The following is a 15,358-nucleotide window of genomic DNA, read 5'->3' as shown; positions in this document are numbered from 1 at the left end:
ATTTTAGAAATTAATAGTTTACATTTTTATTACAACCCCATTTGGTTTTTTACCAACATTGATTGTTTTAGTAACGGTATGATTGGTAACATTTACAACAGAAACTGTATTTGCTGTTTGGTTGGTTACATAGGCAGTGTTTCCGTCCATAGTGAAAGAAATTGCGTGAGCACCAGCACCCGTATTAAAAGCGCCACCGTGCATCCACATCATCATACCAGCATCCCAAGTCCAATAATGTACTTTTCCATTCATTGGATCTGAAACCCATAATTCGCTTTTTGTTCCGTTGTGTGAGGCAATTCCGGGCATAAATCCTAAAATAATAGTTTGGTCAACGGCATTTGTAGCTACATTTATAACAGAAATAGATTGTCCGTCTTCGTTATCAACATACATTTTACCATCTGTACCAGTCCAAGCTCCAACAGGATTGTTACCAACTGTAACCGTTGCAACTACTGATTTTGATGCTACATTGATTACTGAAACGTTATCATCATCGCCATTAGCAACATAGGCTTTTGTCCCGTCCGAAGAGAAAGTTAATTCTGCAGGCATCATACCTACAGTAATTGTACTTTTCAACGCATAAGTTGTAGCGTCATACACCAATACTTTTCCGTTCATATCCATTTGAGGCACCCAAATTTCTGCACCATTTGGAGAATAAATAGTATTGTGGTTCATTACAGGTAAACCCATTTTTTTAACAATTGAACCAGTTGTTGCATCAATAACAACAAGTTTACCCGACATAGTTCCTGTCACTGCGTGTCCTGCGCTTAAATCCATTCCCGGAACTCCAATTGCAAGATGATTTGAATGTGAAGAAATATGGTGTGGCCACATTATCATATCTGTACCGGTTCCCATCAATGGAATAGTTCCTGTAACTTCATTAGTTGATAATTTGATTACTGAAATTGTTGCATCTTCACCATTGACAACATACGCTGCTGGATAATTAACGTTTAATGCTGCATTTGTCATATCCATATTATCATCTTTATTACAAGATGATAAAAGTATTGCTCCAATTATTGATGCGGTAAAAGATATATTCTTCATTTTTTAAAGTTTTAATTTTATTATTTTATTATTTTATTGTTTCTACTGTTTTACCACAACTCAACATTTGTGATCCGTAGTAAGGATTTTTAACTGTATTTTCTTTACTTAACCAATTGGCATCTTGCATCGGGCAATATTGATAATAAACCGGTTCAGTAAATTTTGAAACTTTTATCAACTCATACGTATTTTTAGATAATGATTTGAAAAGTTCTCTTTGCTTTTTGATATCCTGTGTTTCAGAAATATTTTTTGCATCAGCAGTTAAATCTTTATAAACTTTCATCCAAGTCATATGTACATCCATTTTCAATGTTTCCATTTTTACGACAGTGATTGCGGTTAAAAAATCTTTTGACTTTGCAGAAGCCGTTTTACTATCTGTTTTTACCAAGGCATCTTTCAATGAAAAATAATTATCGAAAACTGGTTTTAGTTGGTCTGTTCCTTGGTTTTCAGTCATTGTAGAATGGTCGTTCATTTCCATTTTAGTTTCTTCGGATTTTGTTTCCGTTTTTACTGCAACTTTTGCTTCACGATCGTATTGACAACATCCCGGAAGTTTTGAATATGCAGCATCTGGAGCAAGGAATTTTTCGCTATCATAACCCGCAAGTGCAATACGTTTTAAGATTTCATCCTGATTGGTTTTTTTAGCATCATAAGTAAGCGTAGCCATTTTGGTGTCTTTATTCCAATCAACATTGGCAATTTTCTTGAGACTTCCTGCTTTTTCTATGGTGGTTTCGCACATTCCACAATTCCCGAATATTTTTACGGTTTCAGTTTTAGCGTTTTTGATTTGCGCATTAGACACTGTGAATGATAGCAATAGAGTTATTGCCATCACTATTTTTTTTAGTGATTTCATTGTAAAATAATTTTAAATTGAATTAGTTAAACAAGAACAAAATGACAGCACAACAAAGCCAGCCTTTTGAAAATGAAATTAACTGAGAAAGTAAATGATTTAAAGCAATAATTGCTTTTGATTTGACACAATTATGGCTATCAAATTTAAAATTTAGCCTATTTTTGGTATAAGCCATAAAGAATTGAAACCAGAAGAAATGGAGGTTTCGTAATTGTAAAAATTTTGTTTTTCTGAAAAGAAATTAAAAATATTTTTATTAAAGTTCAATTCATTAATAGAAACAGATGTGTTGCAAGAAGAAGCACAACCACATTTAGAATGGCTGCATTTTCCTCCACAACCTTTATGATTTTTATTCTTCGAATGATTATCACCTTCGCAACAATCTTTTTTATCTGTTTTAGAAGAGATTTCTTTTTTGCAAGATTGTTTTTCTGAATTGTTTCCACACGCAAAAGTTACCATTGGCATCAAGAAGAAGCCAAGTACAACGATTAATAAAATGTGAAACTTTTTCATTTGTATAGAAAATCTAATATTGAACAAAGTTAGAGAAATAATCTTAATTTTCAATAAAGACTTGTTAAAAAAATTTCATCACTACTATTTTGTTTTGATTTATATTCTCATTAAAAGTATTATTAGGGAAGCAAATAGATGAAGACTAAACTACTTTAATCTTTGTTATGAGTGTTAATCTCATCTATGTAAAATTTTAAATCATATAAATGGATTAATTCCTCATTATTATCTGGTATTTGAGCCAGTTGATATAAATTTTAGTTTTTCAGGAAAACTATTATATCGAAATTTTGAGTTTTCTCATCATAATCTAAAGTTAGAAATTTGAATTCACTAGCTTTTAATGTAATTTCATGGAAGACATATGACTATTCAAATCCATCGATAATTTTATCAATTCTTTCCGTTTGTTGAATAAAAGCGATGAATTTCCAGTTCTTCAGTTGGGATACGTTATTAATTAACTGGTTTCATAATCAACAATTATATTTCTTTTAATTTGTAAAAATTACTAATCTACATGTTACAAGTGTTCAGTAAATTAAAAACGATCTTTTAGTCCTAAAAACAAAAATACTGATTATCAATTAATTAAACTGTTTTTATTTCAGCGGGGTGTCACTAAACATAATTGAAGAATCAATTATAATAGAACATTTACAAAAAAATTAACATTCGAGTCAGCTAATAAAATTGTAAATTTGTGCCCAGTATGACAAAAAAGTTCTACATATTGCTACTCGTTACGCTTGGTTTTCTTTTGGGACCAACGCTTACTTATGCGCATGGGACAAAAAAAGAAATGCCATGTTGTAAAAAAGAATTTACAGTAAAAGACTGTTGCAAGAAAAAAGATTCTAATAAGAAAGAACACAATTGCGATACTAGTTGTTTAAGTAATTCTTGTGGTTGCCCAACTGCTTACTGTGGCTATAGCTTTATTCTTAATTTTCAAACAGAAAACAATTCACTTTTTAGTTTTTCTGAAAGAAAACAAAATCACTATTATTCAGAAATCTTTATTTCTTCAGATTTCCGTTCTATCTGGCTTCCACCTAAATTAAGCTAGATTCCTTTTTGACATCCATAAGTCTGTCTCTTCCAAAGCCTATTTAAGGCTTAAAATTATTAAAATATTTAATCCGATTCATTTTCAGATATAGCTGTATTTGCTATGCTTCTGTCATGCTTTAGGATTAATTCATTCAAAATTATAAAAACAATGAACTCAATAAAAAAATTATTGATGGCAATGACTCTATTGCTATCAGTCACTTTCGCCAGCGCGCAAATAAAAAACAAAACAACTGAAACCGTAAAAATCAATGGTAATTGTGGCATGTGCAAAAAAACTATTGAAACGGCTGCAAACATTGATAAAGTTGCCAAAGTAAATTGGGACACGAACACCAAAACCGCTACAGTTACCTACGATACTAAGAAAACCAATCTTGATGCCATACTAAAACGTGTTGCAGATGCTGGATATGACAATGAAAAATTTAGTGCCCCAAATGCTGTTTACGATGAATTGCACGGATGTTGCCAATATGATAGAGAAGCAAGTCCTAAAAAAGCGGAGTAATCATAATCAAATCATTTAAATTAAATTTCATGTTCAAAATAAAAAATATAATCACATTACTCTCCCTGATAGCAACTGTTTCTATAGCAAGTGCACAAATAAAAATAGGAGATTCTTTTCCAGATGTTCAGCTTCAAAACAATAAGAACGCTACAGTTAAACTAAATACTTTTAAAGGAAAAACAGTTTTGGTAGATTTTTGGGCATCATGGTGCGCACCTTGCCGAATGGCTAACAAAAAATTGGTAAAAATGTATGACCAATACAAAGGTCAGAGTTTTGAAATTGTTGGAATTTCAATTGATATCGATAAATCAAAATGGTTAAAAGCCATTGAAAAAGACAAAATGAAACACCAGCAATTAATCGACCCGAAAGGTTTTGATGCCAAAAATGCTGTGGCTTTTGGAGTTGAAGCACTACCTGCAACCTATCTTTTTGATGCATCAGGAAAACTGATTGCCATAAACCCAACCGAATCACAAATAATTGCTCAAATCAAAAAAAACAAAAAATAAAATGAAAACATTACATATAAAATTCGTAGCCGCTGCACTTTTAGTATTATTAACTGGTGTAAAATCATATTCTCAAATCACTAAAGTCAAAATAATGGCAACGGGATTAACTTGTTCTATGTGCTCTAATGCGATAAATAAACAATTAAAATCTTTTACCGAAGTAGATAGTATTGGTACTGATTTAAACACAAATACGTTTACCGTTTATTTTAAAAAAGATAACTCATTACAACCTAAAGTATTAAAAAACGCTGTTGAAAAAGCTGGTTTCTTTGTAGGTTCTATGGTTTTGACTGCAAAGTTTCATACGCCAACAATTGAGGATAATACAACCTTAAAAGTTGATGATGTAACTTATAATTTCATTGATATTAAAACCCCAGTAGCTCATGCAGAAACAAGATACAGAGTTCTGGATAAAGGTTTTGTAACCCAAAAAGAGTATAAAAAACTAGTTAAATCATATTCTAAATATCCTGGTTATGCTACGGAAAATGAAAATGATTATTATTTAAAGACCCTATAAAAATGAAATATCTATCAATTGTTTTCTTATTACTTGTTTCATTCAAAATAGATGCACAGGAATTATTTGTAGTAACCGAACCCGCTAGTAATGTTCCGGCGGGTTCTATTGGGGTTCGGGTTGGTCAATCTCTTATGAAAAATCAACTGGAAAGTGGGTCTATGTATAATTTAACGCCCGAAGTTACTTGGGGAATAAATAAAAATATCATGGTTCGTACCTCAGCTTTTCTTAGTAACCAAGAAAATGGATTGGGACTTAAAGGTGGTGGTTTTTATGCTAAATATCGTTTCTTTTCTGTAGATGATTTACAAAGTCATTTTAGGATGGCTGCCTTTGGACGATACAGTTATAATAACTCTTTTATTAATCAGGAAGCTATAGACTTAATGGGAGGAAACTCTGGTTACGAAGCTGGTCTGGTAGCTACTCAGTTAATCCATAAAGTTGCCATAAGTTCTTCTGCAAGTTACGTGCGGGCACTTAATAACAGTGATTATAGCTTTCCGGATTTTTTGGGTAACAGCGCAGTAAATTATACGTTCTCAGTAGGGAAATTAATGTATCCAAAAAATTATACAAGTTTTAAACAAACCAACATCAATGCGATGCTGGAATTTACTGGACAAACGATAACCGAAAACGGAAAATCATATCTGGATGTAGTTCCTTCGATTCAGTTTATCATTAACAGTCAGGCGAGAATTGACCTTGCATACAAAAAAGAATTGTATAGCTCGATGCAACGTGCCACATCTGATGGTGTTTTCTTAAAACTGGAATATACTTTTTTTAATGTGACCAAATAAATTACTTCGCCAAGATTTTAATTTAAATCTAAAGTTCATAAAATAAGTGTTTCGATGGCAAAAGACCATCGAAACACTTCCTATGGCTTATCGGGAAATGACACGTGTAAAATCAAATTATCACCAGAACAAATCGTTCTGATTAAACTTATAAAATGAAGAAAATCTTTTATTTATTACTCTTGGGCTTTGTTTTTGTCAAAGTCCAGGCACAGATTATAAATCCTGTGAAATGGGAACCTAGAATCGAGAAGAAATCCACCTCAGAATATGTACTTACTTTTAATGGTAATATCGAAGCAGGTTGGCACGTATATTCTCAATTTACACCTGAAGATGGTCCTCTTCCTGCCGAATTCATTTTTCATGATAACAAAAGCAATTATGAATTTATTGGAAAAGCAACCGAAAGTGAAACCAAACGAGAGTTTAATGAAATCTTTGGTGTCGATGAAATCTTCTTTTCCGATAAAGTTACTTTTACCCAATTAATCAAACAGATTAATCCAGAAAAGGAAATTATACAAGTGGAGCTTTCTTACCAAGTTTGCATGGAAAACTGTATCAGCGAAACAAAATATTTTGAGTTTGATCTTAAAACGCTTGAAGCAAAAGAAATCCAGGCTTCCGATATTGCAAACGAAAAAACTACCAAAGCTGATGCAAATACTGCGGTAGAAAAACAACCAGAATCTAATGAATCTGATTCTAGTTTATATATGATTTTCTTTATTGCTTTCTTATCTGGTTTTGCGGCATTGCTTACTCCTTGCGTGTTTCCAATGATCCCAATGACAGTAAGTTTCTTTACAAAACAAAGCAAAAACAAAGCCAAAGGAATTAAAAATGCCATTATCTATGGTATTTCAATCGTCTTGATTTATGTATTTCTAGGAACTGTAATTACCTTAATTTTTGGTGCCGATGCACTAAATGCATTATCAACCAATGTATGGTTCAATGTTATTTTCTTTGTGTTATTGGTTGTATTTGCATTATCGTTTTTAGGCGCTTTCGAAATTATGTTACCTAATTCCTGGGCAAATAAAGTGGACCGTCAAGCAGATAAAGGTGGAATCTTAGGAATCGTTTTCATGGCGCTGGCTCTTGCAATAGTTTCCTTTTCTTGTACAGGACCAATTATCGGAACATTATTAGTCGAAGCAGCTTCCAAAGGTGGTATAGCACCAATTGTGGGGATGTTAGGTTTTTCTTTTGCTTTAGCATTACCCTTTATGTTATTTGCCATGTTCCCAGGTTGGTTAAATACATTACCAAAATCTGGCGGATGGTTAAATACAGTAAAAGTATTTTTAGGTTTTATAGAATTAGCTTTAGCATTTAAATTCTTGTCTAATGCCGATTTAGTATTGCAATTGCACTGGTTTGAAAGAGAAATATTTTTATCCATTTGGATTGCTATATTTGGAACTTTGGCATTCTACTTATTCGGAAAAATAACCTTGCCACATGATTCTCCTTCGTCTTCAATTTCAGTAGGAAGATTATCTGTTGGACTAGTGGTATTGGTATTTGCAATATATCTTATTCCGGGTTTATGGGGTGCTCCATTAAAATTAATAAGTGGCTTTCCTCCACCTATGACCTATAGTGAATCTCCATACGGTGTAGGCGGCTCAAACAGAGAATCTACATCAGCAATAGTATTACCAGACGGAGCACATAAAGGACCACATGATATTATGGCTTTTACCGATTATGAAAAAGGATTGGCTTATGCCAAAAGTGTAAACAAACCTATTCTCTTGGATTTTACAGGATTTGCTTGTGTAAATTGCCGAAAAATGGAAGATTATGTTTGGTCGGATCCTCGCATTTTATCTATTTTAAATAATGAAGTAGTTCTTATTTCACTATATGTTGATGACAAAAGAGAATTGCCTATCGAGGAACAATATGTCTCTAAAGAAACTGGCAAAAAGATAAAATCAATAGGAAACAAATGGAGTGATTTCCAAATCACTCGTTATAAGGCAAACGCTCAGCCGTATTATATCATATTGGATACAAAAGAGAAAAGTTTAAACCAACCAGTTGGATATATGCCAGACATTACTGAATATGAACAATGGCTGAAATATGGCATTAAACAGTTTCAAAAATAGAAAAAAGCTGTCTAAAAATGATTTGGACAGCTTTTTTTATAACGCAATATTTTTAGGGTTAAAAATAATAACTTTTAAAATACTTTGATTTTATTGGGTAATGGTTCTAGTCTCTAATGAGAAAAAATCTTGTAGTGTAGATGGTTCTTGTTGTGCAGGAGGAAAAGCACCTCCAAAAAAATCATAAATATTTTAAAGAGCGTCCCTATTAATGGACGCTTCTTATTAATATCAGATTTAAAACTTCATTCGCTGTATTCTAACTGCATTCAAAATAGCTAATAAAGCCACACCAACATCGGCAAAAACAGCTTCCCACATGGTGGCTAAACCTCCGGCACCAAGAACCAGTACAATTGCTTTTACTGTGAATGCCAACCCAATGTTTTGCCAAACGATTTGTTTTGTTTTTCTACCAATATTTATTGCTGTAAAAATTTTCGTGGGCTGGTCGTTTTGAATAACGATGTCGGCGGTCTCGATAGTGGCATCGCTTCCTAAACCACCCATTGCAATTCCGGCATCGGCAAGGGCTACAACCGGCGCATCATTTACACCATCACCAACAAAGGCAATTTTAAGGTTTTGCTTTTTCAATTCTTCTACTTTTTCTACTTTGTTTTCAGGTAACAAATCGCCATAGGCTTGATCGATATTTAATTCTTTTGCAACAGCATCTGCAACGGCTTGTTTATCTCCCGAAAGCATTACGGTTTTGATGTTTATTTTATGCAAACTTTCGATAGCTGTTTTTGCATCTTCTTTTATTTCGTCAGCAATTAGAAAGTATCCTGCATATTTTTGATTGATGGCAATAACTATTATTGTAAATGGTGTGTTGTCGATTTCAGCATCGTAACTGATATTGAATTTCTTCATTAATTTTACATTTCCTGCCAATATTTCTTTTCCTTCTACATTACCTTTCAATCCGTGTCCTGCAATTTCTTCGACATCGGTAACTGTTACCTCTTTTTCTGAACCTTTGGCATATTCAATAATAGCAGTTCCTACCGGATGTGTGGATTTGGTTTCTAATGCTGCTGTGAATTTTATTAAATCAGCTTCCGGAATATCAACGGCTACCACTTTTTGAACTTTAAAAACGCCTTTGGTCAGCGTTCCAGTTTTGTCCATAACTACTGTTTGAATAGATGCCATTATATCTAGAAAATTCGAGCCTTTTACTAAAATTCCATTTTTACTTGCTGCACCAATACCTCCAAAATATCCCAAAGGAATAGAAATTACCAGCGCACAAGGACAGGAAATAACCAAGAAAACTAAAGCTCGGTATAACCAATCGTTGAAGATATAATTTTCTATGAATATCATTGGAACTAAACAAATACAGATTGCCAAAAACACAACTATTGGGGTGTATATTTTAGCAAATTTTCGAATAAATAGTTCGGTAGGTGCTTTTTTAGCCGTGGCATCTTGCACCATCTCAAGGATTTTTGACAACTTACTATCAGTGTAAGCCGTTGTCACTTCGACTTGAACAACTGTATTCAGGTTAATCATTCCTGCAAGAACGGTTTCTCCTTTTTGTTTTGTATCTGGTTTGCTTTCTCCTGTTAATGCTGCTGTGTTTAAGGAAGCATTATCTGAAAGTAATTTTCCGTCGAGTGCTAATTTTTCTCCTGGGCGTAATTGGATTATTTCTCCAATGACAATTTCAGCTGCTTTTTTATCAATAGTATTGCCCTCTTTGATAACTGTAGCGGTATCTGGTCTTTGATCCAACAATAATTTGATGTTGTTTTTTGCTCTTTGAACTGCCAGTGTTTGAAATACTTCGCCAACGGCATAAAATAGCATTACGGCAACACCTTCGGGATATTCACCAATAGCGAATGCTCCGATTGTAGCAATACTCATTAATAGGAATTCTGAAAAGATTTCGCCTTTACGTATGCTTTCAAAAGCTTCTTTTATTACCGGAAAACCAACAGGAGCATAAGCTACTACATACCAAGAAATACGGACCCAGCCAGTGAACCAAGTTTGTGGAAAATAATTATCAAAACCAATAGCAATGAGTAATAGCACAAAACTTATAACTGCTGGCAAGAACATTTGAAACGTCGTTTGATTACCGCCTGAATGGTCGTGTCCGTCATCATCCGAATGCTCATCGTGATTGTGCTGGTCCTTTACTATTTTTTTAGCCTTTGTATCATCGTGTTCGTTGCTACAACAGCTTTCTTTTTTAGTTTTCTTTTTTACCTGCTTATCTGCCATTTTATTTATTTTTTCTTCTTGTGAACAGCAAGTCATTTTACCTTGAGCATCATAAGTGTGCTTGTGTTTTGGATCTGTATTTTTCATTTTTTAATCATTTTAAATTAATTAAGAATATTTTATTTAATCATTTTCGTTTTCCTTACCGTGTTTTATTATCATATTTTGCTTCCATTTTATATACCATTTTTGATGGTGTAATGAAAGTAGAAAATACAATGCGCAAGCACCTATTATAGCTATAATAAACATATCTAATCCTACCGCAACACCAACTGCTGATGTACACCATACGGTTGCTGCTGTTGTTAATCCGTGTGATGTTCCTGCAGTAGAATTGCGATAAATAATTCCAGCACCTAGAAAACCAACGCCTGTTACAATATTTGCAATTACTCTTGAAGTATCCGCTGGGTTATTTACCAAATGGGCTGTAATAGCTGTAAACAAAGTTGCGCCAATACATACGGCTGCATACGTTCTTATTCCTGCATCTTGACAGTGTTTTTCTCTATCTAAACCAATAAATCCTCCTAATAAAAAGGAGACAATCAGTTTGGAAACAATAATTAATTCTGCATTTATATCCATAATTTATATATTACATTATATAAAACGATTTTGGCTTTTCTACAATTGGTAAATCTGTATCGCCTATCAATTCTTTAATATTTATTTCTATTGTTATTGCAAGACTTGTCATTGGAATGTCGGTTGTTACATTTTCGAACGGATCTTGTAATATAATTGCCGTTCGTTCTATGGCTATAAATATTATAGGTATCAAAGCTGTTAAAAATATTTCTACTAAAACATATTTATCATCTAACCCAAATGGTAAAAGCGTGGCAAAAACATAAATAAAAAAATGTACCAATAAGCTGTATGATTTTGGAAAAACGGTGTTTTTAATACGTTCGCATTTTCCCATAGAGTCGCACAAGCGACTTAAAGTACTGTCAATCTGTATTTGCTTGAAATCGCTAATTTCTAGTTTAGATAGTGCTTCACTATGTTGATTAATTATTGCATTTGGGATGTTGTTTTTTGATAATTTATGTTCTTTAACATAGTCGTATACTTTTTTTGAATACGATAATTTTCGCAACGATTCTCCTAAAACATAACACCAAATTATTTGACGGTACGCAAAATCCTGCACAATTTTAGTGTCTTTTTCTGGTAAAAATTGCTTTACTTGACGTATTAAAGTTCTTGAATCGTTTACTATTGCACCCCAAATTATTCTTGCTTCCCACCATCTTTCATAAGCTTGGGCTGTTCTAAAAGCCAGTAATAATGATAATGCAGTTCCGATTATGGCACTCATAGCAATTGGTATTTCTATTTTTGACAGAAAACCGTACTGGTCAGCAATTCCTACTACTATAGCATAGATTAGAATGGCAGTTATGTCAAATTTTATTTGTTTCAAAAATGTGAATATTGATATTCTTTTATTTAATAGCATAAATTAATTTTTTAATTATTTAGACAAAATCCATCTAGAACAAAAACATAATCATTTATAATTAATTACTTTGTTTCATCTTACCATTTTTGAATCGTTCACTCGCAGTTTGGTAATAAGAAACAGTTAATTTTTCTAAATCAATTAAATTTTTATTTTCTATTTTTTTCATTATTTTCTTTTCTGCATCCCATATATAATTATTTACTTTTTTTCGGTCATTTATTTCTGTAAAATATTTATTCTTTAATAATCCTAATGTTCTATAATTTCCAATTAAAGCTCTTTCTTCATTAGGTTTCATTATATTAATATCTTTGCCATAAAGTTCTGTTTGATAATTCCAATTCAAATATCCAAATACTGTTGGCATTAGGTCAATTTGCGATACAAGTTTATTGATTTTTTGTTTTTGATTATTCAAATTGTAAATCATTGCTGGAATATGATGATTTTCAATATTTATTTCCCATTTACCAGCACTATTGGCACAATGGTCAGCAACAATTACAAAAATTGTATTTGAAAACCAAGGTTTTGTTTTCACTTTTTTGATATATTGTCCTAAAGCAAAATCAGTATATTTTACTGCACTTTCTCTACTTCCTTGTACCATATTTATTCTTCCATTAGGAAATGAATAGGGTTTATGGTTAGATGTTGTCATTATAAATTGAAAAAAAGGTTTGTTTTTTTTTGAATTTATATTGGCATATTTTATAGATTGAGTATAACTATCTTCATCACAAATTCCCCAAGCATTTTCAAATGTTACTTCGTTGTCTTCTATTGCAAATCGTTTTGTTTTAATATTATCAGATAGCGGATTTCCTCTGTTTCTATCTATTATATTAAACCCTTGACCGCCAAAAAAAGTGTTCATATTATCAAAATAGCCATCGCCTCCATATATAAAACTTAAATCATAATTTTTCTTTTTTAATATCGTAGCTATTGAAAATATACTTTCATTATTTGGTCTTCTTACAATACTGTTTCCTGGTGTTGGTGGAACGCAGAGAGTGAGTGCTTCCATACCTCGAACAGTTCTTGTACCTGTAGCATACATATTAGTAAAGAATATGCTGTTTTTTGCTAATGCTTCATAATTAGGTGTTAGATTTTGTTGGTTTCCAAATTGTTTTAAAAAATCGGCACTAAAACTTTCAATAGCAATTAAAACTATGTTAGGGGCTTGTTCTTTTGAGCCACTTACGTTTCTTGTAATCGCATCTTTTTCTTGATTTGTAAATTCTTGATTGTTTTGAAGCAATTCCTTTTTTACTATTTTATATGCTTCTTTGTTAGGCAATGTTTTATAAAATGTTGTATAATCTAACTCGTTTGAATGCAATGCTGAAAAAAAAGAGAAAACACCATTTTTGCTTAATTCATTTTCATAATTATTGATGCTCCATTCTGCAAGTTTATTTTTTGCAAAAAAAGTGAAAAGTAATGTTACTAGTAATAAAGGTAAAACATTAAAAAGCCTTTCTTTAAATTTTGGTTTTTCTGTGAATGTTTCCCTAAAAACATTTTTCTTCTTATAAATGACATATATAATGAAGATTAAAGTAAATAGAACCAAAATTATTAATGGGATTGGATAGGATTGATTTATATTTTCAAAAACTTCGTAAGTATATATTAAATAATCAACAGCAATAAAGTTAAACCTTGTATTGAATTCCTCCCAAAATGGAAATTCCGCAACAAAAGAAAAAATACTAATGAATAGTAAAATACCCATTAAAAAATAAGTAATTACCTTATCAAGTATGCCACCGACAAGTTTTGAAGGTAAAGCAAGTAGATATGAATAATAAATTGTAGAAAAAAACAAAGCTACTGATAGGTCAAAGAAAAATCCTAAACTGAAAATTTTGATAATTGAAATAAGAGAAAAATCAATATCATCAAATGATAAAGCATAAAGGGAAATTCTTATCCCGAAAGAAATCAGAACATAAGTTGATATAAATGAATATAGTAATGAAAATCGTTTGTTAAATATATTTTTCATTTTTTTAAATTGTATTTTTAGTTATGAGAATCCAGAGACCATTTCTCCTTCATCTTTTATTAAAAGAAATGTACTTCCTAAAAGCATTGCCTAATCGGTTCTACTGCCTTGAAATAGTTTTCAAAATCATCAATGATACTGGCAGTTTGGGATAGGTTTAAGTTTTTTAAAGACTTCATTGCAGATGTTGGGTATTTCTTTCGTTTTAGAATGTTTGTAACCTTTTTATTTTTACTATATATAAAACATAAGTATTTGATTTTAAATAAAAAGAACTATTTATTCCCAAAGTTGTGGGATTTTTTTCCTCTGTTTTTTATTAACCCATTTATTCAATTTATAGGAAAGATAAGCTGATCCGCTTCCTATGATTGCGCCAGCTAACACGTCACTTGGATAATGAACACCCAATACCATACGAGAATAGCTTACTGCACTTGCCCACGCAAACGAAGGAGCAATAATGTACCATTTTGGATACGCCATACTCAAGGAAGTGGCAGTTGCAAAAGCTAAAGAAGCGTGCCCTGATGGGAAAGAAGGTCCGGTTGCTGTTGTAACTTGCTCAATATCTGGATAAGTTACAAATGGTCGTTCTCTATTTACTGTTTTTTTTAAAGCAAATGTTATAAATCCTGAAGCCAAAAAGGCTTCTCCAATAAAAATAGCTTTCTTTTTGACTGTACTATCTTTCATTATCAATCCGACAGAGTACATAATAATTGGAGTTCCAATACTTACAGGAGCTAGACTATTTGTAATTCCTTTTGATGCTGGATCCAGTGATTTGTTCCTATTATGATTTATGTTTCTTAAAACATCAATGTCTAAATTCTGGGCATTTGCAAAGTTTATGCAAAAAAACAACACCGCTAAATTGGTTATTTGTAACAAATTTATTTTGTTTTTCATTCTTCTGTCTTTTTAATCAAAATTTTTATAATGCAAATGGATACAGAAAACAATACTCATTTATGTTCTACTTTTTAATGCTTGTGCTCTAGATCGTGCGAACAGCCGTTTTATTTATCTTCGGCAGACATTTCTTTCGCTTTAGCGTTTATGAACATCATCAGAATGATTTTCTGAATCATTGTGAATAGAACAACCTGATTGTTTGTTTGGTGATTTATTTTTTCTTCCTGTCTGCACCAAAGCTGTTTACTGTTTGCATCATATTTGTGTTGGTGTTTCTTTTTTAGTTATTTATGATTATGTTCTAAATGGTTTTTATTTTCTTCGTGTTCAATTTTTATTAATGACATTTTGCAAACAGGACATTTTCCAGAAATGTCATAAAATTTCCCTTTTTCACATTTCATAGGGCATTCGTAGACTATCATATGGGCTTCTGCCTTTTTGTGAATATGAACCTTTTGTACTTTTTTCTCTTCTTTACAGGAAAAAACAATCGTCATTATTGCAATATTTATAATTCCTAGTATGATTAATTTTTTCATCAAATTAGATTTAAAATGTTTCTTAAATTATATAAAAGAGAGTGCAAATAGGAATTATTTAAAACCCTAATTTGATCCTTCGTTAATGTTATTATGAAAAAATGGTAGCCATTCCAAGCA

General features: G+C 32.0%; 15 protein-coding genes. 6 read left to right on the top strand and 9 right to left on the bottom strand.

Going from position 1 to position 15,358, the window contains the following annotated elements; translation table 11 throughout:
• Positions 1 to 18 precede the first annotated feature (18 nt).
• The 3 genes from DNC80_RS07265 to DNC80_RS07255 form a co-directional block, all read right to left on the bottom strand.
• Positions 19 to 1,071 (bottom strand): YncE family protein, encoded by a 1,053-nt coding sequence (locus DNC80_RS07265; RefSeq protein WP_099715380.1) that lies wholly within the window; start codon positions 1,069 to 1,071, stop codon positions 19 to 21.
• 28 nt (positions 1,072 to 1,099) lie between these two features.
• Positions 1,100 to 1,945: a DUF3347 domain-containing protein gene (locus DNC80_RS07260; RefSeq protein WP_099715381.1), complete on the bottom strand. Its 846-nt coding sequence runs from the start codon at positions 1,943 to 1,945 to the stop codon at positions 1,100 to 1,102.
• A gap of 153 nt (positions 1,946 to 2,098) precedes the next feature.
• Positions 2,099 to 2,467, bottom strand: a complete 369-nt coding sequence (locus DNC80_RS07255) for a hypothetical protein (protein WP_086452989.1) — start codon at positions 2,465 to 2,467, stop codon at positions 2,099 to 2,101.
• 715 nt (positions 2,468 to 3,182) lie between these two features.
• Here DNC80_RS07255 and DNC80_RS07250 point away from each other — a divergent pair.
• The 6 genes from DNC80_RS07250 (at position 3,183) to DNC80_RS07225 (ending at position 8,037) form a co-directional block, all read left to right on the top strand.
• Complete coding sequence (locus DNC80_RS07250) at positions 3,183 to 3,539, top strand: hypothetical protein (RefSeq protein ID WP_182650446.1); 357 nt, start codon at positions 3,183 to 3,185, stop codon at positions 3,537 to 3,539.
• 153 nt (positions 3,540 to 3,692) lie between these two features.
• Positions 3,693 to 4,055 (top strand): heavy-metal-associated domain-containing protein, encoded by a 363-nt coding sequence (locus DNC80_RS07245; RefSeq protein WP_086452991.1) that lies wholly within the window; start codon positions 3,693 to 3,695, stop codon positions 4,053 to 4,055.
• 29 nt (positions 4,056 to 4,084) lie between these two features.
• Entirely contained in the window at positions 4,085 to 4,573 is a 489-nt protein-coding gene (locus DNC80_RS07240; protein ID WP_182650444.1) for a TlpA disulfide reductase family protein, read from the top strand.
• 1 nt (position 4,574) lies between these two features.
• Positions 4,575 to 5,102: a heavy-metal-associated domain-containing protein gene (locus tag DNC80_RS07235; RefSeq protein ID WP_233206898.1), complete on the top strand. Its 528-nt coding sequence runs from the start codon at positions 4,575 to 4,577 to the stop codon at positions 5,100 to 5,102.
• Between the two features lie 2 nt (positions 5,103 to 5,104).
• Positions 5,105 to 5,911, top strand: a complete 807-nt coding sequence (locus DNC80_RS07230; RefSeq protein WP_182650442.1) for a hypothetical protein — start codon at positions 5,105 to 5,107, stop codon at positions 5,909 to 5,911.
• A 155-nt stretch (positions 5,912 to 6,066) separates the two neighbouring features.
• On the top strand, positions 6,067 to 8,037 hold the full coding sequence (locus DNC80_RS07225) for a protein-disulfide reductase DsbD (protein ID WP_131910599.1): 1,971 nt from the start codon (positions 6,067 to 6,069) through the stop codon (positions 8,035 to 8,037).
• Positions 8,038 to 8,274: 237 nt separating this feature from the next.
• Here DNC80_RS07225 and DNC80_RS07220 read toward each other — a convergent pair whose 3' ends face one another.
• The 6 genes from DNC80_RS07220 to DNC80_RS07195 form a co-directional block, all read right to left on the bottom strand.
• A complete protein-coding gene (locus tag DNC80_RS07220) occupies positions 8,275 to 10,371 on the bottom strand; it encodes a heavy metal translocating P-type ATPase (RefSeq protein ID WP_086452996.1) in 2,097 nt (698 codons plus the stop codon).
• A 36-nt stretch (positions 10,372 to 10,407) separates the two neighbouring features.
• Positions 10,408 to 10,875, bottom strand: a complete 468-nt coding sequence (locus DNC80_RS07215) for an MgtC/SapB family protein (protein ID WP_086452997.1) — start codon at positions 10,873 to 10,875, stop codon at positions 10,408 to 10,410.
• Positions 10,876 to 10,885: 10 nt separating this feature from the next.
• On the bottom strand, positions 10,886 to 11,755 hold the full coding sequence (locus DNC80_RS07210) for a bestrophin family protein (RefSeq protein ID WP_131910601.1): 870 nt from the start codon (positions 11,753 to 11,755) through the stop codon (positions 10,886 to 10,888).
• Between the two features lie 61 nt (positions 11,756 to 11,816).
• Positions 11,817 to 13,778, bottom strand: a complete 1,962-nt coding sequence (locus DNC80_RS07205; protein ID WP_182650440.1) for an LTA synthase family protein — start codon at positions 13,776 to 13,778, stop codon at positions 11,817 to 11,819.
• Positions 13,779 to 14,057: 279 nt separating this feature from the next.
• A complete protein-coding gene (locus tag DNC80_RS07200) occupies positions 14,058 to 14,690 on the bottom strand; it encodes a phosphatase PAP2 family protein (protein ID WP_086455356.1) in 633 nt (210 codons plus the stop codon).
• A gap of 290 nt (positions 14,691 to 14,980) precedes the next feature.
• Positions 14,981 to 15,238, bottom strand: a complete 258-nt coding sequence (locus DNC80_RS07195; RefSeq protein WP_166137781.1) for a heavy metal-binding domain-containing protein — start codon at positions 15,236 to 15,238, stop codon at positions 14,981 to 14,983.
• Between the last annotated feature and the right edge of the window lie 120 nt (positions 15,239 to 15,358).

Origin of the sequence: Flavobacterium sp. SOK18b (genome assembly GCF_014156605.1) — a bacterium.
Classification (GTDB): domain Bacteria; phylum Bacteroidota; class Bacteroidia; order Flavobacteriales; family Flavobacteriaceae; genus Flavobacterium; species Flavobacterium tiangeerense.
This window is presented reverse-complemented; position numbering and strand designations above follow the sequence as displayed.